Source organism: Candidatus Erwinia haradaeae, assembly GCF_900698885.1.
Taxonomy (GTDB): Bacteria; Pseudomonadota; Gammaproteobacteria; order Enterobacterales; family Enterobacteriaceae; genus Erwinia_E; species Erwinia_E haradaeae_H.
In genome coordinates, this window is sequence record NZ_LR217705.1 from 320,621 (window position 1) to 344,912 (window position 24,292).

Genomic DNA, 24,292 nt, shown 5'->3' on the forward strand with positions numbered 1-24,292 from the left:
AGACAATAAGCTATAATCTGCATTAGAATGGATCAGTTAATATGATACGATATTGTAGTGATGTGTTTTGTTACCGCAATGATAATAAATATTTTAAAAATTTTAAGGAGCTCAAAAGTGAAACAGGTTTTTCGTATTATAAGTCTAAGTTTTGTTTTAATTTTTTCTGTATCTGCTACAGCCTCTGATAAAATCGCAGTAGTAAATATTTCTGATATTTTTCAGCAATTACCAGAACTTGTTGTTGTAACGCATAAGTTAGAAAAAGAGTTTAAGGATCGAACGATTGCTTTGCAGAATATGGAACATGATCTGCAAACCAAAATACAGAATATGCAGCGTAACAGGTCAACCATGAAAGCAAGTGATCAGCTTCAAATGGAAAAAGATATTATCAAAAAGCGCGAAGAATTTAATACTACCGTTCGGGTTTTTGATCAGGATACCCGCCGCCGCCAAATAGAAGAGAGGGATAAAATTATATATAAAATTCAGAATGCTGTGCAGAAAGTTTCTACACTTAAAGGTTATGATTTAGTTCTAGATCGAGGTGCGGTTGCTTACGTTTCCTCAGTGAGAGATATCACTGCTGATGTGTTGAAGCAGGTAAAATAATTTATGTTTTTTATTCGACTGGCTGATTTGGCCAAGGAGTTAAATGCAGAATTGCATGGTGATGGAGAAATTTCTATCTCTGGCATTGCATCTATGCAATCTGCTCAAAGAGGCCAGATAACTTTTCTTTCTAATAAGCGCTATTGTAAAAAGCTTTTAGTTTGCCAAGCTTCAGCTGTGGTACTGACACGAGCGGATCTTGAATTTTTTTATGGTTCTGCATTGATAGTGACTGATCCATACCTGGCATATGCTCGTATAGCGCAATTGTTTGATAAAACACCCAAGCCAGCGATCAGGATTGCTCCAAGTGCGGTAATTGATTGCACAGCTTGTCTTGGAAAACGTGTGGCAATTGGCGCTAATACAGTGATTGAATCTGACGTTGTATTAGGTGACGATGTGGTCATTGGCGCTGGATGTTTTATTGGAAAACAAACCCATATTGGTTCTAGGAGTCAACTATGGGCAAATGTTTCAATTTATCATGAAGTAGAAATTGGACAGGATTGTTTAATTCAATCTGGAACAGTTATTGGTTCTGATGGTTTTGGTTACGTTCGGGGCTCTGGTAATTGGGTTAAGATTCCTCAGTTAGGTACAGTAATTATTGGCCATCGCGTTGAGATTGGTGCCTGTACTACTATTGACCGCGGTTCTCTCGATAATACGAAAATTGGTAATGATGTTATTGTGGATAATCAATGCCAGATTGCACATAATGTTGTTATTGGAAATAATACTGCAGTAGCGGGCGGTGTTATTATGGCTGGAAGCCTTCAGGTTGGGCAATATTGTATGATTGGTGGTGCAAGTGTTATTAATGGACATATAGAAATCTGTGATAATGTTACTGTTACCGGGATGAGCATGGTAATGCGATCTATTACGGAACCAGGTATATACTCTTCAGGAATTCCGATTCAACCCAATAAAACCTGGCGTAAAACGGTAACATTAGTAATGCATATTGATGATATTAGAAAACGCTTGAAAAATCTTGAACGTACATTCAAAAATATTGAAGAATAAGTAAATTACCATATAGCCTATATATAGTGTATACCAAATAATATGCGAACAAGAATGAGCATATGGTCTCAAAAATTATTTTTGGTTTGTGGAAAAATTATAGATTTTTTACAAGTCTCATTACTGATGCTATTAGCTTTTAGGACGGGAAGAGTATTTTGACTATTCACATGCATACCCTAAAAATTGAAGAGATCATTAATCTTTTACCGCATCGCTACCCATTTCTATTAGTTGATCGAGTTATTGAATTTGAAAAAAACAAATATTTGCGAGCAGTGAAGAATGTTTCAGTAAATGAACCGTTTTTTCAAGGTCATTTTCCTGGAAAGCTTATTTTTCCAGGGGTTTTAATCTTAGAAGCTATGGCTCAAGCTACTGGTATTCTTGCATTCAAAAGCATGGGTAAATTAGAATCGGGTGAGCTTTACTATTTTGCAGGTATTGATGAAGCACGTTTTAAACGTCCAGTGGTTCCAGGTGATCAAATGATTATGGAAGTCAACTTTGAAAAAACCCGTCGTGGTTTAACACGTTTTAAAGGCGATGCGACCGTTGATGGTAAAATTGTTTGTGAAGCAAAAATGATGTGTGCCCGTAGCCGGGAGGTTTAATTGGTGATTGATGCTACCGCCGTTATTCACCCTAGTTCCATTGTTGAAGAAGGCGCTGTGATTGGTGCTGGCGTTCAGATTAATCCATTTTGTGTTGTGGGCTCTAATGTTAGAATTGGCGCTGGTACAGTTCTCAAATCACATGTGGTAGTTCATGGTCATACTTCTATCGGAACAAATAATACTCTCTGGCCATTTGCCTCAGTTGGTGATGTAAATCAGGATCGAAAATATTCTGGTGAGCCAACACGAGTTGAGATTGGAGATCGTAACCACATACGTGAAAGTGTCACAATTCATCGTGGAACCGTGCAAGCAAATGGAATTACACGTATCGGTAATGATAATTTATTAATGGTAAATGCACATATTGCTCATGATTGTATTATTGGGAGCAATTGTATTTTATCTAATAATGCTACATTAGCTGGACATGTTAATGTTGATGATTTTGCAATCATTGGTGGCATGACCGCAGTGCATCAATTCTGTATTATCGGTTCTTATGTTATGGTAGGTGGATGCTCTGGTGTGACGCAGGATGTGCCTCCTTATATTATTGCGCAGGGGAATCATGCAAGGCCTTTTGGGATTAATGTGGTAGGTTTACAGCGTCATGGATTTAGTAAAGAGGCATTAAGTGCGATCCGTACTGCCTATAAGATGTTGTATCGTAGCGGGAAAACACTTGACAAGGTAAAAATAGAGATCGCGAGCATTGCGAATTCACATCCAGAGGTGCAGTTATTTTATGATTTTTTTGCTCGATCCACTAGAGGGATTATTCGCTAATCTATGGCCACACAATCTTTAACGATTGCATTAGTTGCCGGAGAAACTTCTGGTGACATACTTGGCGCTGGGCTTATCCATGCGATAAAAAAAAAGCACCCCCATGCCTGTTTTGTGGGGATCGCTGGACCTCTAATGCAGTTTGAGGGGTGCGTGGCATGGTATGATCTGTCAGAGCTTTCTGTAATGGGGTTTTCTGAAGTGCTTTGTTGTGTACGACGCCTGTGGTATATTCGCCGTGTTCTAACTCGTCGATTAATTAATTTAAAACCAGATGTTTTTATTGGAATTGACTCTCCAGATTTTAATTTGACACTAGAAAAAAATCTTAGGCGTCATGGCATTCGAACTATTCATTATGTAAGCCCAGCATTATGGGCGTGGCGAAAAAATCGTATATATAAAATTAGACGCGCAGTGGATCTTGTATTACTGCTCTTTCCATTTGAAAAATTATTTTATGATCATTTTAATATCCCTTGTTGTTTTATTGGTCATGCTTTGGCAGATCTTATGCCAATTGTACCAAATAAATCAGTTGCACGTTGTGAGCTTGGAATTTCAGAAAAAGCTTTATGTTTGGCTTTGCTCCCAGGAAGCCGTAGCGCTGAAATAAAAATGCTAAGTTCAGATTTTTTAAAAACAGCGATGATTTTACGAGAAAAATATCCAGAATTAGAGATTTTAGTACCGTTAGTGAATGATAAACATCAAGCGCAGTTTAAAGCGATTCAATCCCGCGTCTCACCGGATTTACCGGTACGTTATTTAGATGGAAAAAGTCGGCAAGCTATGCAAGCTAGTGACGCTACCTTACTTGCATCTGGTACAGCCACGCTAGAGTGTATGTTAGCGAGGTGTCCTATGGTTGTTACTTATCGCGTAAAACCGGTGACTTTTTGGTTAGCTAGACGATTAGTTCGTACAGAGTATATATCATTACCTAATCTTCTAGCAGGTTTTAAACTTGTTCCTGAATTATTACAGGATAGCTGCCAACCATCACGGCTTGCTTCTGAATTGGAAGTATTTTTAGGTCAAGAACAAAGTTGCTATGCGTTATTTGATATTTTTTCTAATTTACATAGACAATTGCGCCGAAATGCAAATGAAAGGGCTGCAGAGGCAGTATTAGAGATTTGTCAATAAATTATTAAGTATAGTTATATAATGCATTAGATCCTAATAGTGATTTCTATAGAGATATTACGTTTATCTTAAAGTTAAGAAGCTATATAATAATAGACGATGGCATGTCTAATACTCTATAGTATATTGGTGAATATTATTTTCAGTTTTTAGCAAATCAATATATCTAAAAAAGATTAGAATTAAAAAGTTATTTTAATGGACAAAGATTTAATTTTCATGTCTCAGAAAGCTATAGAGAATATATAATATTGATATATTTATCTTTAGATCTTGATTCATATTTCTTTCATATATTTAATTATTATGAGAATAATCATGTTTATATCTTATCACTACATGTGTCTTTTAGCATCGCTATATGGTGATTTATTCTATAAGTAAGATAGTTGTAGATTAAGCAGTCTACATTGATTATATAGTCAATTCACTTGGACAAGCGCCTTTTTAGACTAGATCTATTATTTTAATTTTTCTATAAAACACCCCCTCTTGGGTCTTGCAAGTCTTACAATAGCTTCCCTTTCTTTATTATTCTCCAACTCGCGCATAGGACTTCAGATGCCAGAGCCTCGCTTTATTCATTTACATGTACGTAGTGACTACTCAATAAAAGATGGTTTAACAAAAATAGCCTCATTAGTAATGCATGCAGCAAATATGGGGATGCCGTCCATTGCTATTACAGATTTTACTAATCTATTTGGTCTTATTAAATTTTATAAAATAGCGCATAATTATGGTTTAAAACCAATTATCGGTGCTGATTTTAGGATAAGTTGTCGCATCCTGGGTAATGAATTACCTCATATTACTATACTAGCAGCTAATAATAAAGGCTATAAAAACCTAACGCTTTTAATTTCACGTGCCTATTTGCGCGGTTATGGGTCGAATGGTCCAACGATAGAGCGTAATTGGTTACTAGAATATAAGGAAGGCCTCATATTGCTTTCTGGCGGATATCAAGGGGATGTCGGTAAAATGTTACTACGTGGTAATCAAATACAAGCACAAAAGTTTTTAAATTTTTATCAGAAATATTTTCCTAACCGATATTATCTCGCGTTAAGCCGGACTGGCAGATTGAATGAAGAGATATATTTAAATGCAGCCCTAGAGTTGGCAGGGTTATACACTATTCCTGTGGTTGCTACTAATAATGTATGTTTTCTCTCTAAGTCAGACTTTGAGGCGCATGAAATTCGTGTGGCAATACAAAATGGCTATACTTTAGGGGATCCTCAACGCCCTAAATCTTATAGCGCACAGCAATATTTACGTAGTGAAGAGGAAATGTGTGCACTTTTTTCAGATATTCCTGAAGCGTTAGAGAATAGTATAGAAATCACTCGTCGTTGTAATGTAACTATCCAACTTGGTGAGTATTTTTTGCCTAAATTTCCCACCGGCAGAATATCCACAGAACATTATTTAGTTCAAAAATCTCAGCATGGCCTAGAGGTTCGTTTAGCGCATCGTTTTCCAGATAGAAATATACGCATTCTTCATTATGAGCGCTATCAACAACGATTGAATAAAGAGTTACAGGTTATCAATCAAATGGGCTTTCCTGGTTATTTTTTAATTGTGATGGAGTTTATTCAGTGGGCTAAAGAGCAAGGTATTCCAGTAGGCCCAGGCCGTGGATCTGGAGCTGGCTCATTAGTGGCTTATGTTCTAAACATTACAGACATAGATCCGTTGGAGTTTAATTTATTATTTGAGCGTTTTTTAAATCCAGAGCGTATATCAATGCCAGATTTTGATATTGATTTTTGCATGGAAAAGCGTGACTTAGTAATTGAACACGTAGCTAATATATACGGTCGTTATTCAGTGTCACAAATTATTACTTTTGGTACCATGGCGGCAAAAGCTGTAATACGTGATGTAGGTCGTGTATTAGGGCATCCTTATGTTTTTGTTGATCGCATTGCCAAGGCGGTTCCGTTAGATCCAGGTATGACACTAGAAAAAGCCTTGCAATGTTCTTCTAGTTTAATTGAGTTATATAATACAGATGAAGAAGTTAAATCTCTTATTGATATGGCTCGTAAGCTAGAAGGTGTTACACGAAACGCTGGTAAACATGCTGGAGGCGTAGTGATTGCGCCAACAAAAATTACTGATTTTTCACCATTATATTGTGACGAAAATGGTCAAAACCCAGTTACTCAGTTTGATAAAAACGATGTTGAGTATACTGGTTTAGTTAAGTTTGATTTTCTCGGATTACGTACGTTAACTATTCTAGATTGGGCGTTAGCAATGATTAATGCTCGTCTTAAAAAAAATGGTCTTCAATTAATTCAGATTTCTGAGATTTCACTTTCAGATCCCAAAAGTTTTCAGATATTACAAAATGCTGAGACTACTGCAGTATTTCAGTTAGAATCACGCGGTATGAAAGATTTAATTAAGCGATTAAAACCAGATTGTTTTGAAGATATAATTGCTTTAGTAGCACTATTTCGTCCTGGACCATTGCAATCTGGTATGGTAGATAACTTTATTAATCGTAAGCAAGGAAGAGAAAAGATATCGTATCCAGACGCACAGTGGGAGCATAAGTTGCTTCAACCGGTTCTTGAGTCAACTTACGGTATAATCTTGTATCAAGAACAGGTTATGCAAATTGCTCAGGTTTTATCTGGTTATAGTCTAGGTGGTGCAGACGTTTTACGTAGGGCAATGGGAAAAAAAAACCTTATGGAAATGGCTAAACAACGGAGTATTTTTGAAAAAGGAGCTAAAGAAAAAGGCATAAATAGTATTTTAGCAATGAAAATTTTTAATTTGGTTGAGAAATTTGCTGGTTATGGTTTTAATAAATCACACTCAGCTGCTTATGCATTGGTGTCTTATCAGACGCTATGGCTAAAAGCTCACTATCCAGCTGAATTTATGGCCGCAGTGATGAATGCTGATATAGATAATACAGATAAAATAGTTATTTTAGTAGATGAATGTTGGCGAATAGGTTTAACAGTTTTACCACCAAATATAAATTCCGGATTGCATCACTTTTATGTTAATGATAACGGAGAAATTGTTTATGGTCTTGGCGCTATTAAAGGGGTTGGTTTAGCTCCAATTTCAGAAATTATTCAATCAAGAGAACAAGATGGTTGTTTTTATGAAATTTTTTCATTTTGCGCACGCATTAATGTTAAAAAAATTAACCGTCGAGTTTTAGAAAAATTAATTATATCTGGCGCTTTAGATTGTTTTGGGCAACATCGGGCCGCATTAATAAACGCTCTTCCTGATGCTATAAAATCTTCTGTTCAACACAGTAAGGCAGGAGAGATGGGTCAATCTGATATTTTTCAAGCACTATTAGAGCCACAGGATTTAGTGCAGCAAACATATTTTAATGTAAAACCTTGGCCGGAAAATATTCGATTAGAGAAAGAAAAAGAAACCTTAGGCTTTTACCTTACTGGGCATCCTATTGACCAATATTTAGAAGAAATTTCAAATTATATTAGCGGGCATCGCTTAAAAGATGTATGCCCAACTAAAAAAGGAGAAATGACTACTGTTGCTGGTGTGGTTATTGCATCTCGGGTTATAGCAACGAAAAAAGGTAGCCGTATTGGTGTATGTACATTAGATGATCGTTCGGGTAAAATTGAAGTAAAATTATTCAGAGATTTACTTGATAAAGTTAAACATCTTTTAGATAGAGATCGCATTCTGATTGTTACTGGTCAAGTGAGTGTTGATAGGTTTAATGGTGGCATGCAGATAATAGCTCATAAGATTATTGATATAAATATGGCTCGTGAAAAATATACGCGTTATCTCTCTCTTTTTGTATTAAATAGTAACATAGATTCAAAGTTTATACAGCGCTTACATGATTTATTGACACCATATCGTCCAGGAGCTTCTCCTATTAGATTACACTATCAAGGCAGCAATTACCGAGTTACATTGTGTTTTGGCGAATCATGGAGAGTGTCATTACATGACAGTTTATTAAATGACTTAAGATTCTTATTAGGATTAGATAAAGTAAAGCTAGAATTTTATTAGAATAGGATGACTATGAGCCTCAATTATTTAGATTTTGAGCAACCTCTTATGGAGATTGAAGAAAAAATTAATTCTCTAAAAGCAATTAAACGCCAAGCAGGGTCTAAGCATATTAATATTGATAAGGAGATTCACCGATTGCGTGATAAGTGCACCTACATGACGCGTAAAATTTTTGCTAACTTAAGTGCCTGGCAAATTGCACAATTAGCTCGACATCCTTTACGTCCCCATACATTAGATTATATTAATACTATATTTACTGATTTTGATGAGCTGGCAGGTGATCGTGCGTATGCAGATGATAAAGCCATTGTTGGTGGTATTGCACGAATTTCTGGACGTCCTGTGATGATTATTGGACACCAAAAAGGTAGGGAAACTAAAGAAAAAATTCGCCGAAATTTTGGTATGCCAGCACCTGAAGGTTATCGTAAAGCATTACGTCTAATGGATTTAGCACAGCGTTTTAATATGCCGATTATTACACTGATTGACACACCAGGTGCCTACCCTGGTGTTGGGGCTGAAGAGCGTGGGCAAGCAGAAGCAATTGCTTGTAACTTGAGGGAAATGTCTAGACTTTCGGTGCCAATCATTTGTACTGTGATTGGTGAGGGTGGCTCTGGTGGGGCGCTGGCTATTGGTGTTGGTGATAAGGTTAATATGTTACAATACAGTATATATGCAGTGATTTCTCCAGAGGGGTGTGCCTCTATTTTATGGAAGAGCATAGATAAGGCTTCTGTGGCTGCTGAGGCTATGGCTATCATTGCTACTCGTTTGAAAGCATTAAAATTAATTGATAGTGTTATCCCTGAGCCACTGGGTGGGGCGCATCGTGATTTGTTGATAATTAGTAAAACAATGAAACAGAAAATTTTAGTAGATCTAGCGGATCTAGATACGCTAAGCAAAGAAGAATTATTAGATCGTCGTTATCAACGATTAATGAACTATAGTTCTATTACTATATGTTAACTAAATATTTCATATTATTAGCAGTCTATATATTTTAAGTAAATTTTTATGTTTATATATATTTTCATTACGTGTTAATGTTTATAAAATTTATAGTAAATGCATGTTAAAAATAGTAAAATGTCTTAATTAAGATAAGAATCTTAACAGCTAGTCACAGTCACATTATTCATATATGCTTATAAAACGATATTGATCGTTATATATATTGTATATATTAGATAAACTATAAATTTAAAAATGTATTAGATTGTAGAATTTATTCATATAGAAGTAATCTTCGTGGTTTTTGACATTTCAGTAATACCACTTATAGTATTTTTGGTGGTAATATTATTATTTTTAGGTGTTTATATTAAATGGATATTCATGAACGTTCCCTTAATAAGTGAGAAGCTTTTAACTGAAAATAATTTGACTCAAAGAGATCTATCTTCAACTTTAGATTTTCTATCTGAGAGAAATATTACTTATGGTGATCTTTATTTTCAACATGTTTATCATGAGTCATGGACATTAGAAGATAAAATTATAAAAGATGTGTATTGCAATACTAATCATGGTATAGGAGTGCGCGTTGTTGTTGCTGAAAAAACTGGTTTTTCCTATTCTAATGATATTACATTACAAGCTTTACGTCAGAGTGCTATTGCTGCACGCAGTATTGTGTCGGAGAGGGGTAATAAAAAAATTGGCTGTTTTAACAAAGAGACGCCTTTCCAAAAATACTCACACCAGGATCCTTTTAATACTTTTACATCTGAAGATAAAATTGCATTACTTCATAAAATTGATCAGGTAGCGCGCATCACTGATAAGCGCGTTCAGGATGTTTCAGTTCATTTAGCTACCTCATATGAACATGTATTGGTTGCAGCAACTGATGGAACTCTAGTAGCTGATATTCGTCCTCTTATTGGATTATCAATTAACGTACAAGTAGAGGATCATGGAAAACTGGAAAAAGCTATAAGTGGCGGTGGTGGTCGTTTCGGTTATAAGTTTTTCTTGGATGATGTAGCTGGTGAGGTTCGAGCAGAATCATGGGCTCGTGATGCTGTTCGTATGGCTTTAGTGAATTTACATGCTACGTCCGCTCCTGCAGGATCAATTCCCGTGGTTTTAGGTTCTGGATGGCCAGGTGTTCTCTTGCATGAGGCAGTGGGTCATGGCCTAGAAGGTGATGCTAATCGACGCAAAAACTCTATATTTAGCGATCGGATTGGCAAAAAAGTGGCTTCTGAACTTTGTACTATAGTAGATGATGGTACGGTGTATGGCCTATCTGGTTCTCTTTCTATTGATGATGAAGGTGTGCCAGGTCAATATAATATATTGATCGAGAAAGGTGTTGTAAAAAGTTATTTACAGGATAAATTGAATGCTCGACTGATGGGTGTGAGCTCTACTGGTAATGGTCGCCGTGAGTCTTATGCACATTTACCGATGCCTCGTATGACTAATACCTACATGTTATCAGGATTATCAACGCCACTAGAAATTATTGAAAGTGTCGATTATGGATTGTATATAACGAAGTTAAATAGTGGACAGGTGGATATTATATCGGGAACATTTGCTTTTTCTGCTTCAGAAGCTTATTTAATAAAAAATGGTGCTGTGAGCACCCCTGTAAAAGGAGTCACGCTCATTGGGTCTAGTATAGAAGCTATGCAGAATATTTCAATGGTGGGAGATGATCTTGCATTAGACACGGGGGGTTCATTTTGTAGCAAGGAAGGGCAGACTGTTCCAGTTAGCGTTGGACAACCTACTATAAAACTTGATAAGTTAACTGTAGGTGGAACTGATTAAATGGTATATTTGAATCTATTTCTTATGGCGGTATTTTTTATTCATTAAAGTAAATTATGATTTAGTTTTTTATCGTTTAATAAAGAAACAATGTTATGAGAAAAATCATTATTATTTTTTATTGAACTTATGATAACATATTAGTAATAATTTTATTAATATGGATCTCGTTTTTATAATCGTTATATAAACACTAAAGTCTAGATAAGTACTAAGTAGCATTTAGTCATTGATATCTCTATCTAATATATTCGTGAGGGGTTTTTTAATGGACTCTCCACGGCCAATAGCATAATAAATAAATCCGCGTTGTTTCATTTGTTTAGGGTCATATAAATTACGTCCGTCGAAAATTACTGGTTCTTTTAATATATTTTTTATTAGATTAAAATCTGGTATTCGGAAAGCATTCCATTCTGTGCATATGATAAGAGCATCTGCATGTTTTAGCGCTAGTTCTTTTTTGGCTATAAGTTTTAGATCCTTTCGAAAACCATAAATACGCCTTGTTTCTTGTATTGCCTCTGGATCATAAGCTTGTATAGTGGCACCAAAATTCCATAATGTTTCCATTACAATCCTGCTAGAAGCTTCACGCATGTCATTAGTATTAGGTTTAAAAGAGAGACCCCATAGGGCAAATGTTTTTCCTTTCAGATTATCTTTATAATGATTTTTGATTAAGGTTAATAGTTTATGTTTTTGTATTTCATTAATATCTTCTACTGCTTTTAATAAATATGACTGATATCCAAGTTTTTCAGCAATACGTATTAAGGCGCGTATATCTTTTGGCAAGCAAGACCCACCGTAACCACAGCCAGGATAAATGAATGAGTCTCCAATGCGTGAATCAGAACCAATTCCTTGCCTTACTTTTTCAATATCAGCACCAAGGAGTTCTGCCAGGTTAGCTATTTCATTCATAAAACTAATTTTAGTAGCAAGCATGCAATTTGCAGCATATTTGGTCAGCTCAGCACTGCGAATATCCATTAGGAGTATTCGGTTGTAATGCTGGTTAAATGGCTTATAAAGTTCATATAAAAGCTTAACAGCATTTTTGTTATTAGCCCCAATAATAATGCGATCTGGATTCATGCAATCAGTAACTGCTGCACCTTCTTTTAGAAATTCAGGGTTGAAAATTACATCATATTTTAATTGTATACCACGCTTTTTTAAAGTTTTTTTAATTAAACAGCTAACATGCTCCGTGGTTCCAACCGGAACGGTTGATTTATTTAGAATTACTTTGTAGTGATTCATATATTTAGCAATTACATGCGCAACAGAGAGGACGTTTTTACAGTCAGACATACCATCAGAATCTGATGGTGTGTCAACGGTAATAATTTGTATTAACCCATGATGAACTCCTTTCTCTGCATAAACGGAGAATTGTAAGCGTCCAGCTTCGTAGTTTTTGATAATTAACGGAGCAAGACCAGGTTCAAAAATAGGAATTTTTCCTTGTTGTAAACGTCGAATCTTTATAGCATCGATGTCAATACAAAGCACATCATGTCCAATCTCAGCTAAAATAGCAGCCTGAACTAAACCAACGTAACCAATACCAAATACTGTAATTTTCATGGATTTTCCTAGTTAACAACGATATTTCATTCTTAATGATATAATAAGCGTATTGTGTTTTTATTCATCAGGTTAGTTTTATGGTGTCAAGAGTTGATTTTAATAGAGATTTTTAGTTATTTGTATTCTGTGTAAACCTATCTAGTGCGCCATTTATAGCGTTAATTTTATTCTTTTAGAATCTTATATTTTAGCATTTTTATATTATTAATATAATGATCAATAGTTCTTGAAAATTAAAATACTCCAAGTTTCTAAATAAAAATATGGTTATCTTTGTCAATTATTCATTTATCTTATATGAAAAGTTTTATCTTGTGTAGCTTGTTTGGTATCAGGGGATAAAGAAAAAATTTACGTTGTTACCGTGATTTTTATTTAATTATTTGACACAGTAATCATATTTTTCATGTAATTTACGCTAAAAAATAATTTTTTTGGATTTTTTGAGATGCTTTTCTTTTAGAGTTACTAACTGAATATGTTTTTTAGACAAAATTGTATCATGAGTACTTCTTAAATAAATTAAAATATCATGATAATATCTATTATTGCAGAGATTTTATGAAAGATTAGTCTTTAATTGGTTGGTCATTGACTTAGTGTTTATTATTTTTAGAATAATCTTTATCTAAAATAAAACGCTTTATGTGTAAATTTTTTCTTTAGACCCAGCTAAAAATAATATAGTAAGTGCTAATAGCTCTACTGTTATTAGAGATATTTATGAGTATGACGCTATATTTTTTAACTAATTATTAGTTTCAGTAAAAACTTTTTAAGAGTGTGTTAATATATTATGAGATGTCATTATTTACTTTGTAACCAAGTTTAAATACAAAGAGTTTCATTATTTTTTTTTGAAAAAAATCCTTTTATCTTACATGAAAATTTCATGTTTAAGTTTATTTTATTTTATTAGCATTTTAGCAGATAAAAGACTAGGGTTTATAAAATATCTAGCATGAATTATTTATTTTTTATGTGATACTATAAGTATAATTACTGATTATTTAATAGGTTATAAAAAAGATATAGAAAATTAATATGAAGGAAAGATAGGTGATTAAGTGGTGCGATGATATTTATTATTATCACTTTATTAATATAATGGTATTAGTTTATCAAGTAGTGTTCAGTAACTGACTTTTTCGTTTTTAATTAAAAATATCACCTGATTTTATTGGTTTTTATCAGAAATGTTTAAGAGAAGCATCCTATCAATTCAATATATTCACCGATAATCTAGTATATTTATATTAATATATGATATAGAGATGATATCCATATTTTATGGCAATAGAGATTTATGTATAATGCATATTTTTATTAACTAATGGTATTAGTATGTATTTTAAATGCTTACCTAACTATTGGCAGAAAATAATTTTGACATATAGCTTTCTATTGAAAGTAAGTAGATCTTCTACTTAAGAAGTATTCGGTTTATTTTTTACGTTTTTATTAATATACTAAATTTTAATATTCATATATAGCTTTGTTGGATTAAAAAATTGTGTTTAACTTATCGGTGCATTTAGATCAAAGGTTTTGAATGCAAGATATAATAATTTAAGAAAATTATGGGATTAATAGAGAAAAATTAAATAAAATTATTGAGGAAAAACAATCGAGATGTAAAATTATTTAATATAATTATACATCCATGAGGAGATTGAAAAATAAAAAGATTTCTATGAAAACTATTCAAAAACATATACCAGTGTTAGTAAACGAAGCGGTTCATGGGCTTAATATCAAATCGGATGGTATATACATTGATGGAACTTTTGGGTGTGGTGGGCATTCACGTGTAATCTTATCGCACCTTGGAGCGAAGGGGCGTTTATATGCTATGGATTGTGATCCATGGGCAATTTCTATCGCTTCTGCAATTACTGATCCTCGTTTTACTGTCGTTCACAGTTCTTTTTCTAAGATGGCTCAATATGTTTCAATGCATCAATTGATGGGAAAAATTGATGGTATCATGCTAGATTTTGGCGTCTCCTCACCACAAATAGACGATGCTCAGCGTGGTTTTTCCTTTATGAAGGACGGACCGTTGGATATGCGCATGGATCCTACTCGTGGCCAATCAGCGGCAACATGGTTACTGAATACAAAAGAAAAAGATATCGCTTTTGTGTTGCGGGCTTTCGGTCAAGAACGTTTTGCAAAACGTATTGCTCGTGCGATTATTAAAAGAAATCATACAAATCCGATAATACGCACAAAAGATTTGGCTGATGTAATTTATACTGCTATTCCATTTAGGGAAAAATGGAAACATCCAGCAACGCGTAGCTTTCAAGCAATTCGCATAGTGATTAATAATGAAATAGAAGAGATTAAAGAAGCACTTTTAGGTGCGCTACAAATTTTAAAATCAGGCGGTCGCCTTTCTGTGATTACCTTTCATTCTTTAGAGGATCGCCTAGTAAAAAATTTTATCAGAGAGCACAGTAATAGACCACAGGTGCCATCTGGTTTTCCAATATCGGAAGCTCAACTTGATCATTTAGAAAAGAGATGTCTAAAATCACTGCGTAAGATTATGCCAAATATAACTGAAATCTTTAATAATCCACGAGCTCGAAGTGCAACTTTGCGTATTGCAGAGCGTATATAGATTATGAAAAATAAGCGATATAGTTTACCGCAGATTATTTTTATAGATTTAATGCACAACAGTAAGATAGCAATATCGCTTTTAATGATGATACTGATTTCTGCGATCTTTGTCGTATACATTACATATCAAACACGATTATGTGTTGCTCAACGTGAACAGTTATTTTTACAGCGTAATGCATTAGATACTGAGTGGCGCAATTTAATTCTTGAGGAAAATTCTCTAGTCACTAATAATGGAACCGAAAAGATAAACAAACAAGGCGTATAGGTAAAAATATTACATATTGGTGATTGATGCGTTTTCATTTTTTATATATTCTAAATTTTATTATAAGAACTTATAATTCAACTTAAATAGATATTTAATAGTGTATCTATATAAAAATATAAACAAAAAATTTATTTATGTAGGGAAGAGTTTCTTATACTCATGTAATCTATGTAATAGATGTAATAATATCATTTACTTTACTTATATTTATGTAATTCAATATACATCAATTAGTTAATTGAATGAAAAATAAAATATATAGTATAATATTAATAGATAATGTCAGATTAAACATCTTATGATTTGGTTTTTTAATCAAAAGATTGTAGAAAAATTCTTTAAAAATAGTGTTATGCATTATGGCTTAAAAATTGGTCAATATGGTATATATAACTCATGGATATAAAATATTCTTAGACACTGAGATATGATGATGTATATAAGAGCATGGTGATTGAAGTTCTTTGTTAAAATTAATAGGGGTTAAAATTAATATGGATTTCCATGAATTTAGAGAATAATATACATCTACATATCTCATAGATCAACATAAAGTAACCAAGCATAACATATAAGATAAATTTTTAATAAATAATATTTTTCAATTTTATCCGATTAAAAAGGAAGATATAAAAAGATCAACATCTTGATCGATTCATCATATTGATAATATCAAAAAATTTTATTTATTATAATTGTTGATTATTTAATAAAATATAAAAATCTATTTTTACTAACTTACCTGAGGTAAGTTTCTTACAGAAACAATTAATGATTTTACGTAAAAACTATATAATTGATTATGCCAGAATTTTATTGTTATGACCTGCCATGTAGAGCAGGTGATCAACGTCATCTAGGGCAACTAACCGGTGCAGCCTATTCTATTGAATGTTCTGAAATAGCTGAACGCCATAACGGCCCAGTAATGATTGTTACAAAAGATATAAAGAATGCACGACTCTTATTTGAAGAAATTAAAAAATTTACTAATCGAATAGTTATGCGATTTCCTGATTGGGGCACTTTACCGTTTGATAGTTTTTCTCCAGATAAAGAGATTGTATCTTCTCGTTTATCTATGCTATACCAATTACCTACGTTAAATCATGGCATTCTTATTGTATCTATCAATAATTTAATGCAACGAGTTTGTCCATATAATTTTCTAGTAAATACTGCATGTATATTAAAAATAAGTCAAATATTAACTCATGATCAACTATTAACTCAACTAAAAAAAATAGGATATCGCGGTGTACATCGTGTAATGGAACATGGCGAGTTTTCTAATGATGGAGAATTTTGGTTCATTTATCCTATGGGTTGTAACGAAATTTGTCGTATTAGCTTATTTAATAATCAGATTAATAGTTTGCATCTGTTTGATAGTGACCATCAACTTTTTTCGAAAGAAATTACGAAAATTAATTTGCTGCCAGCTTATGAATTTCCTGTTAATGATACTGCTCTTGAGATTTTTATTACGAAATGGTTTAAAATTTTTAAAATTAATACAGAGTTTAATCATATTCATGAAAAGATTAAAAAAGGTGTCTTACCTGCAGGTGTTGAATATTGGCAACCATTATTTTTTGAAAAACCGCTACCGGGACTTTTTAATTATTTACCGACGAATACGCTAATATTAATTACTGCTGATATAGAGACTGCTTCACGACGTTTCTGGGAAGATCTGCGGCGTCGTTATAGGGCTTGCTATACTAATATAATGCGACCGCCACTAGATCCTAGGTTCTTATGGTTTAGTAGCGATGAATTTTTATGTGAGTTTAAAAACTGGCCATCTATACGACTCAATTCTGAGCGATTAAAAGAAAGTTTCTATAATACTAACTTAGACTATTCCCCTTTACCAGGTTTTAAGATCGAGGCAACATCTAAAAAACCGTTAGATAGATTACGTCAATTTTTAAACTCTTTTCAAGGACAGGTGGTATTTTCAGTACAAAGCGAAGGGCGTCGGGAAATTCTGCAAGAGCGTTTATCTTGTATTTTATTAAGGTTAACAATCATTAATTCATTAGCGCAAGCACAAGGTTCAGGGAAATATTTATTAATTTCTGCTAGTGAGGTTGGTTTTATTGATCATAGGAGAAAGCGCGCTTTAATCTGCGAAAGAGATCTCTTTGGTGATAACTTTGTTACCCCGTGCTATCAAAAAACTTCTCATAATATTGATTCTAATATTTTTTTTCAGAATTTATCAGAGCTATATCTAGGTCAGCCTGTTGTACATATTGAGCATGGTATTGGGCGATATATGGGGTTAATTGTCTTAGAAACTAACGGAATTTCAGTTGAATACCTTGTTCTTATGTATGCCGAAGATGCTAAGCTATATGTGCCTATATCATCATTACATTTAATTAGTCGTTATATCGGAGGCTCTGGATCAGATGCTCCACTGCATAAGTTAGGTAGGGATACTTGGTCTCGAGTTCGGCAAAAAGCTGTTGAGCAAGTGCGAGATGTAGCGGTAGAACTTCTCGATATTTATGCGCAGCGTACAGCTAAAACTGGATTCGCATTCAAAAAAGATTTAGAACAGTACCAATTATTTTGCGAAAGTTTTCCATTTGTTGCTACTGTTGATCAAGCAGAAGCGATTAATGAAGTGTTGAGAGATATGTGTCAGCCTGTATCAATGGATCGTTTAATTTGTGGGGATGTGGGTTTTGGTAAAACAGAAGTAGCTATGCGTGCTGCGTTTTTAGCAGTTATGAATCATAAACAAGTAGCTGTACTAGTACCAACTACCCTTTTAGCCCAGCAGCATTATGATAATTTTTTGGATCGTTTTGCTCGTTGGCCAGTCTCTATTAAGATGTTATCAAGGTTTCGTACAGGTAAAGAGCAGTCTGAGATCTTAACAGATGCATTTTCAGGAAAAATAGATATTCTTATAGGAACTCATAAATTATTGCAAAATAAAATTAAATGGCATGATCTTGGTTTATTAATTATTGATGAAGAGCACCGTTTTGGTGTTCGTCATAAAGAGCGTATAAAATTAATACGGGCTAACGTTGATGTTCTAACATTAACCGCTACTCCCATTCCACGTACTTTAAATATGGCAATGCATGGTATCCGTAATCTGTCAATAATCTCCACCCCTCCAGCTCGTCGCTTACCAGTAAAAACTTTTGTTCATGAATATGACAAGAAAATAGTATATGAGGCAATTTTACGTGAAGTGCTTCGTGGTGGTCAAGCGTATTATCTTTATAATGATGTCGAAAATATTGAAAAAGTCACACAACAATTGTCAGAATTAGTTCCACAAGCTCGTATTGCATTAGGTCATGGGCAGATGCGTGAGCGTGAATTGGAAAAAGTCATGCATGACTTTTACCATCAACGCTTTAATGTATTAGTGTGTACTACTATTATTGAAACCGGTATAGACATACCAAGTGCCAATACGATCATAATTGAGCGCGCAGATCGATTTGGTCTTGCGCAATTACATCAGCTACGTGGGCGTGTTGGCCGCTCTCATCATCAAGCCTATGCATGGTTGCTCACCCCGAGTCAAAAAGAAATGACTAGCAATGCACATAAACGTCTAGAAGCCATTCTTGCTATAGAAGACCTAGGTGCAGGTCTTGCGCTTGCTACGCATGATCTTGAGATCCGTGGAGCGGGAGAATTACTTGGTGAGGGGCAAAGCGGTCAAATAGAAGGGATTGGGTTTTCTTTGTATACTGAACTCTTAGAAAATACTGTTAATGCTTTACAAATAGGGCGTGAACCATCTTTGGCGGATTTAATTAACAGTCAAACTGATATTGATCTTAGGATACCTGCACTAATTCCAAGTAATTTTATTACTGATGTAAACACTCGCTTGTCATTCTATCAACGCATTGCTAGCGCTAAAGAGTTGGATTCAATAAAAAATATCAAAATAGAATTAATTAATCGTTTTGGATTATTACCAGACAGTACTCGTACGCTTCTAGATATCTCAGCCTTGCGTATATTAGCCAAACAATTTGGAATACGAAAAGTTGAGGTGAATGAAAAAGGAGGGTGGATTGAACTAGACAAAAACAATAGGGTTAATACTAGATGGTTTCTGGATCTTTTAGAAAAAGATCCATGTTCTTGGTTTTTAGATAGTCCAATACGTATTAGGTTTATTTATGATTTGTCTAATCCTAAAGTACGCCTACAATGGATTACTGCATTAATCTATAAAATATGCGATTATAAAATCGTCGAATAGCAGATATTTTTTAGGCCTGAAATAACATATTTTTTAAAAAATAAATAGATAGCTGTAAAAATTAATAGCGCATTGTGTATTTATAGAAATAAAGATAATAATTTATATTGTGATGGATAGTATATTTAGATAGAAAAGTTATTTTTTATAATTATAATAAATAGAATTTAAAGATTTCTTTATAATAAAAACTCTATATTTTTCCATGATAAATTTTTATTCTGGATATATTAAAGGATGATAATATAGATTGTATAGAGACAGAACGAATAACTGTAATAATTATGGCATTTTTATCTAAATGATTGATTGAGCGCATCTTTTTATATAATATTATTATATATAACATTAGGTAATTAAGTTACATGTAAAAGTTATTAATTCTATCTTTAAACATAGAATTAATAACTTTTTTATAATTTAGGGACGTGTAATGACTTATGTCATGTAAGATATTTTTATAAATTTTATTTTTGGTATTCTATATATATAGAATGCGATATACAGTCTATAGGTGATCTTACTATATAAATAAATAAAACTATATATTATAATATATATTTTCAATGGAGCGTGGAGAAATAGATTTCTATGACATTATTATTAGTAATTATATATAACTGTAGTTATTTAATAATATAAGATGAAGATAACTCATATGCAAAAATAACAAATATATAAATATATTATATAAGATAATGAGAATGATGGTAACGATAGAAATCGTGTGGAGATTTATTGCATTAAGAAAGTATATTTGATAAGTTCTATTAATTATAAATAGTTTTAATGTTAATCATAATTAAGCAATTAACTCTAAAATGATATGGAGTAATCTATTTTCGAGAAAAATTGAAACATTTATATTAATTTATAAAACTATATTTAATGTTTTATATTAAATAATTTCATAAAAATATAAAATAAAAGCGTACTATCAACTATGGGCACCATTGTACATAAAATATTATGTACATATAAATAATTTCTTGATCTGTTTAGAAAACATTTAATCCTATTATAGGATTCTGTTATAATAGTGTAATAAATTTTGGTGAGATGTCTGAGTGGCCTAAAGAGCATGCCTGGAAAGCGTGTATATGGAAACGTATCGAGGGTTCGAATCCCTCTCTCACCACCAATAGCTCAAGTATGTGATATATTATATTTGTGATTGTTTTTTAAGAATTTTATTAGTATAGAAAGTTATACAAATACGTTGGATTAATATTTCTATTAAGATGTTAAATTTTTCTTTTTATTATTCTAATGCCAGATTTACAGATTTATTTCATAAGTGATTTTAAGGTTAGATTATAACTTTTTTAACACTTTAGTTAATTTTCAATTAATATCTTGAATATATGAAGTATATCAAATATTTTGATACTGATTATAGAAGTTTTTTAACTCCATATAGAACATATTACGGGGGGGGATATTAATTATAATTTTTATTATAAATTTTGATTAATGTCACTGACAACATAATATATATTGTTTATTGAGATAATACGTGGACTTTTTAAACTACTACCCAATTATATTTTGTAATATTTATTATGTTTATTCTTGATCAGAATTAATTTTATTTTATCGGCTGTTATTTTTTAGTGGATATTTTTGATTTATCCGGGGTCTAAAATATGGTATAGAGAGAACGATTTTTATATCTGCTATATTTATTTTTTTTAATAAAAAGAATGATTTTTTTCATTGTTAAAAACCTTAAAATTATTTAATTGTTTATTTATTATACATTGTGCAATTGGATATCATCCATATGATGTTTCTTTATGTCAGAATATCCGTCTCTATTGCAATCTAAGGATTTCATGTTAATATTTTTATATTAAGTTCTATAGTTTTGTGGAAACTCATTCTTTTTATTTGAATAAAATAATAAAGATTTATGGTTGATTTGATTGAAAGAAAAATCCTGTTACTATTAACACTTCTGTGCAATTATATATAGATAACTTGTCAAATTATTATAGAATATTTGTGCTAATTGTTTTCATGATTTTATTTTGCAATCTCTTTTTTAGTGCACTAAGGTTCATGAATGTATTACAGTGCTCAAAAGTGATGACAAGGATAAATAAGAGTCTTCTTTGTGATCTATAGTCAATTTACTAATCTTAAATTTGTAGTAAATGTTTAATTTTTCTCAGTTTCTGTATAATATGTATCTTTAAATGAGTGATCTACGCGAAACAGTGTTTTAGTTTTAGTGTGGCGATGATAATAGATGTAGTTATAAAATTTTAAATATTTTATTTATTAGAATAATTAAAAATTTTCTTAAAGATTTACTTTAAAGATCTATTGTTTTTTTATAAGATGTTTTTCACATGCAAATTTTATTTTTGCTCCTCAAAATGATGAATTCAATAAGATAGTCTGTTCTATTAAAATTTTTCTAAATTTTTCTAATATTGAAAAGGTAGGTGATTCTAGCATATATAATTATTAGAAAATATCTTGTATATAAAGCATTAGCTATCTACACTGATATGGGGTGTTGATTTTTAATTTAAAATAATATATTTAATTTATAAATGCACATGTAAATCTCTTTTATTTAATATATATAAATGTATATTGCGAATTTTCTAAATATCTGAAATTTTATTAGTATATACCATGAGATTATCTTACTTGAATATTGTAAAAGTTTGTGTTTAATTTTTTCTAGATCTTAGATATATTTATATATAAATAAACTGAGCTAAACTATTTATGAAACAGTTAGAGAAAATTATTAACGATTCCTTTGATAATTTGTGTATTACTAACACTAAAATCGCTGACCCGAGCACTTGTGAAGCAGTTTATGATGTTATAGCTCATTTAGATAATGGAAGTTTGCGTGTTACTGAAAAAATCAAAAGTCAGTGGATAATTCATGAGTGGGTAAAAAAAGCGATATTACTTTTTTTTTATATTAAAAAAAATCAGATCATGGGTAGTTTGGATAATCCTGGTTATGATAAAATACCCATGAAATTTGCACGATATGATGCTAATTGTTTTAAAAAAAAAGGATTACGCGTTGTTCCACCGGCATCGGTTCGGTATGGTGCGTATGTTGCTCGTAATACTGTTTTAATGCCTTCTTATGTTAATATCGGTGCATATATCGATGAAGGTACATTGATCGATACTTGGGCAACAGTTGGTTCATGTGCGCAGATTGGTAAAAATGTACATTTATCTGGTGGTGTTGGTATTGGCGGAGTTCTAGAGCCATTGCAAAAAAAACCAACCATTATTGAGGACAATTGTTTTATTGGGGCACGTTCAGAAATTGTTGAAGGGGTGATCGTAGAAGCCGGTTCGGTAATATCTATGGGGGTATATATTGGGCAAAGTACAAAAATTTATGCACGTGATACTGATCAGATATATTATGGGCGCGTCCCAGCAGGTTCTGTTGTAGTTCCTGGCAGCCTTCCGTCAAAAAATAAAAAATATAACCTTTATTGTGCAGTTATTGTTAAGACGGTAGACGCTAAGACTCTTTTAAAAACAAACATCAATCAGTTATTGCGTAACAGTAAATAATTTTATTCATATGTTTATTAATTATAATAGAATCTTTAGGTATTACTTAATATAGTATACTGTTATTTTTAATAAAATTAGTGTGGAAAATTTTTTGCATTATATATGTCATAAAGTATAGATTAATATATAGAGAATAGGTCTATATTATTAGAATAATGCATTATTGGAATAAAATATAGTTTATTGAGAATATACAAATAAAGATAGAGAGTTTTGATTGAAACTGGAATATTGTTTGATAATCTATTTCGGTGTTATGTATAAATGATAGAGTTTATTCATTTATTCTTGATAATCATTGAATCTATATCATATAGATAAAATCCAAACTTTTTGGAGCTACATAATGAATGATTTATGTAGTTTTCTGTATTAAGCACAACCAACTATTTTTGCTAGCGTACTTCTAAATGTATATTTTTCCTGGTAACAGCAAAATCACATTTATGATTAACGTATCATATTGATATATGTGCAATAAAAATTGCATTAGTATCGTAATACTATATCTTTACTTTATTTTTAATGCTTAACCGTCATGTTCTAAAGTTTTTACTAAGACTTTTCTAAAGTAAGTTACTTTTTAAATAAATATTTTAAAAATATATTTTTTATATAAAGAAAAGTATTATAAAGCTGTATATGCTAAACAACTATAATGGAATTTATATTCCATAGAATAAACGTATTAATTTAGACAATATTAATATTATAACTAAAATTATATGGTATGTGTAATTAGGAGATAAGTTAATGCAAGGTTTATCATTAGTCGCTCCTGAAGATAATTAAACTAATAACGTATTCTAATAAAATTAGAAATATTAGGCATTCTATTTAGATCATATAATGTTGCAAAATTATACTAAATGCATATTTTTATCGATGATATGATATGGTAGATAGTTATAAAATAATGAG

Annotated in this window: 13 protein-coding genes and 1 tRNA gene; 13 read left to right on the forward strand and 1 reads right to left on the reverse strand. The window is 32.2% G+C overall.

Annotated elements, in window-relative coordinates; all coding sequences use genetic code 11:
- Positions 1-117 precede the first annotated feature (117 nt).
- The 8 genes from ERCISPPS3390_RS00960 (at position 118) to tldD (ending at position 11,042) form a co-directional block, all read left to right on the forward strand.
- Positions 118-615: an OmpH family outer membrane protein gene (locus ERCISPPS3390_RS00960; protein WP_231517342.1), complete on the forward strand. Its 498-nt coding sequence runs from the start codon at positions 118-120 to the stop codon at positions 613-615.
- A gap of 3 nt (positions 616-618) precedes the next feature.
- Positions 619-1,647: a UDP-3-O-(3-hydroxymyristoyl)glucosamine N-acyltransferase gene (gene lpxD / locus ERCISPPS3390_RS00965; protein WP_197094998.1), complete on the forward strand. Its 1,029-nt coding sequence runs from the start codon at positions 619-621 to the stop codon at positions 1,645-1,647.
- A 158-nt stretch (positions 1,648-1,805) separates the two neighbouring features.
- Positions 1,806-2,261: a 3-hydroxyacyl-ACP dehydratase FabZ gene (gene fabZ / locus ERCISPPS3390_RS00970; protein WP_157989018.1), complete on the forward strand. Its 456-nt coding sequence runs from the start codon at positions 1,806-1,808 to the stop codon at positions 2,259-2,261.
- 3 nt (positions 2,262-2,264) lie between these two features.
- Entirely contained in the window at positions 2,265-3,053 is a 789-nt protein-coding gene (gene lpxA, locus ERCISPPS3390_RS00975) for an acyl-ACP--UDP-N-acetylglucosamine O-acyltransferase (RefSeq protein ID WP_197094999.1), read from the forward strand.
- A 3-nt stretch (positions 3,054-3,056) separates the two neighbouring features.
- Complete coding sequence (gene lpxB / locus ERCISPPS3390_RS00980) at positions 3,057-4,202, forward strand: lipid-A-disaccharide synthase (protein ID WP_197095000.1); 1,146 nt, start codon at positions 3,057-3,059, stop codon at positions 4,200-4,202.
- 561 nt (positions 4,203-4,763) lie between these two features.
- Positions 4,764-8,246, forward strand: a complete 3,483-nt coding sequence (gene dnaE / locus ERCISPPS3390_RS00985) for a DNA polymerase III subunit alpha (protein ID WP_197095001.1) — start codon at positions 4,764-4,766, stop codon at positions 8,244-8,246.
- A gap of 12 nt (positions 8,247-8,258) precedes the next feature.
- Positions 8,259-9,227: an acetyl-CoA carboxylase carboxyl transferase subunit alpha gene (gene accA / locus ERCISPPS3390_RS00990; protein ID WP_197095002.1), complete on the forward strand. Its 969-nt coding sequence runs from the start codon at positions 8,259-8,261 to the stop codon at positions 9,225-9,227.
- A 369-nt stretch (positions 9,228-9,596) separates the two neighbouring features.
- On the forward strand, positions 9,597-11,042 hold the full coding sequence (tldD, locus tag ERCISPPS3390_RS00995) for a metalloprotease TldD (protein WP_197095003.1): 1,446 nt from the start codon (positions 9,597-9,599) through the stop codon (positions 11,040-11,042).
- Between the two features lie 222 nt (positions 11,043-11,264).
- Here tldD and ERCISPPS3390_RS01000 read toward each other — a convergent pair whose 3' ends face one another.
- Positions 11,265-12,638 (reverse strand): UDP-glucose dehydrogenase family protein, encoded by a 1,374-nt coding sequence (locus tag ERCISPPS3390_RS01000; protein ID WP_197095004.1) that lies wholly within the window; start codon positions 12,636-12,638, stop codon positions 11,265-11,267.
- Between the two features lie 1,696 nt (positions 12,639-14,334).
- Here ERCISPPS3390_RS01000 and rsmH point away from each other — a divergent pair.
- The 5 genes from rsmH to dapD all read left to right on the forward strand — a co-directional run bounded on the left by rsmH (position 14,335) and on the right by dapD (position 23,368).
- Entirely contained in the window at positions 14,335-15,270 is a 936-nt protein-coding gene (rsmH, locus tag ERCISPPS3390_RS01005) for a 16S rRNA (cytosine(1402)-N(4))-methyltransferase RsmH (protein ID WP_197095390.1), read from the forward strand.
- Between the two features lie 3 nt (positions 15,271-15,273).
- A complete protein-coding gene (gene ftsL, locus ERCISPPS3390_RS01010) occupies positions 15,274-15,543 on the forward strand; it encodes a cell division protein FtsL (protein ID WP_197095005.1) in 270 nt (89 codons plus the stop codon).
- Between the two features lie 805 nt (positions 15,544-16,348).
- The gene (mfd, locus tag ERCISPPS3390_RS01015) at positions 16,349-19,801 is read left to right on the forward strand and encodes a transcription-repair coupling factor (RefSeq protein ID WP_197095006.1); all 3,453 of its coding nucleotides are present in this window, start codon (positions 16,349-16,351) and stop codon (positions 19,799-19,801) included.
- Positions 19,802-20,854: 1,053 nt separating this feature from the next.
- Positions 20,855-20,942: transfer RNA gene (locus ERCISPPS3390_RS01020), tRNA-Ser, on the forward strand.
- A 1,601-nt stretch (positions 20,943-22,543) separates the two neighbouring features.
- Positions 22,544-23,368, forward strand: a complete 825-nt coding sequence (gene dapD / locus ERCISPPS3390_RS01025; protein WP_197095007.1) for a 2,3,4,5-tetrahydropyridine-2,6-dicarboxylate N-succinyltransferase — start codon at positions 22,544-22,546, stop codon at positions 23,366-23,368.
- The last annotated feature ends 924 nt before the right edge of the window (positions 23,369-24,292 follow it).

Excerpts from the sequence above, each read along its gene's own strand:
- lpxB (WP_197095000.1), top strand. The coding sequence starts at position 3,057 with ATGGCCACACAATCTTTAACGATTGCATTAGTTGCCGGAGAAACTTCT.
- ERCISPPS3390_RS01000 (WP_197095004.1), bottom strand. The coding sequence starts at position 12,638 with ATGAAAATTACAGTATTTGGTATTGGTTACGTTGGTTTAGTTCAGGCT.
- dnaE (WP_197095001.1), top strand. The coding sequence starts at position 4,764 with ATGCCAGAGCCTCGCTTTATTCATTTACATGTACGTAGTGACTACTCA.
- mfd (WP_197095006.1), top strand. The coding sequence starts at position 16,349 with ATGCCAGAATTTTATTGTTATGACCTGCCATGTAGAGCAGGTGATCAA.
- ftsL (WP_197095005.1), top strand. The coding sequence starts at position 15,274 with ATGAAAAATAAGCGATATAGTTTACCGCAGATTATTTTTATAGATTTA.
- accA (WP_197095002.1), top strand. The coding sequence starts at position 8,259 with ATGAGCCTCAATTATTTAGATTTTGAGCAACCTCTTATGGAGATTGAA.
- rsmH (WP_197095390.1), top strand. The coding sequence starts at position 14,335 with ATGAAAACTATTCAAAAACATATACCAGTGTTAGTAAACGAAGCGGTT.
- tldD (WP_197095003.1), top strand. The coding sequence starts at position 9,597 with ATGAACGTTCCCTTAATAAGTGAGAAGCTTTTAACTGAAAATAATTTG.
- lpxD (WP_197094998.1), top strand. The coding sequence starts at position 619 with ATGTTTTTTATTCGACTGGCTGATTTGGCCAAGGAGTTAAATGCAGAA.
- dapD (WP_197095007.1), top strand. The coding sequence starts at position 22,544 with ATGAAACAGTTAGAGAAAATTATTAACGATTCCTTTGATAATTTGTGT.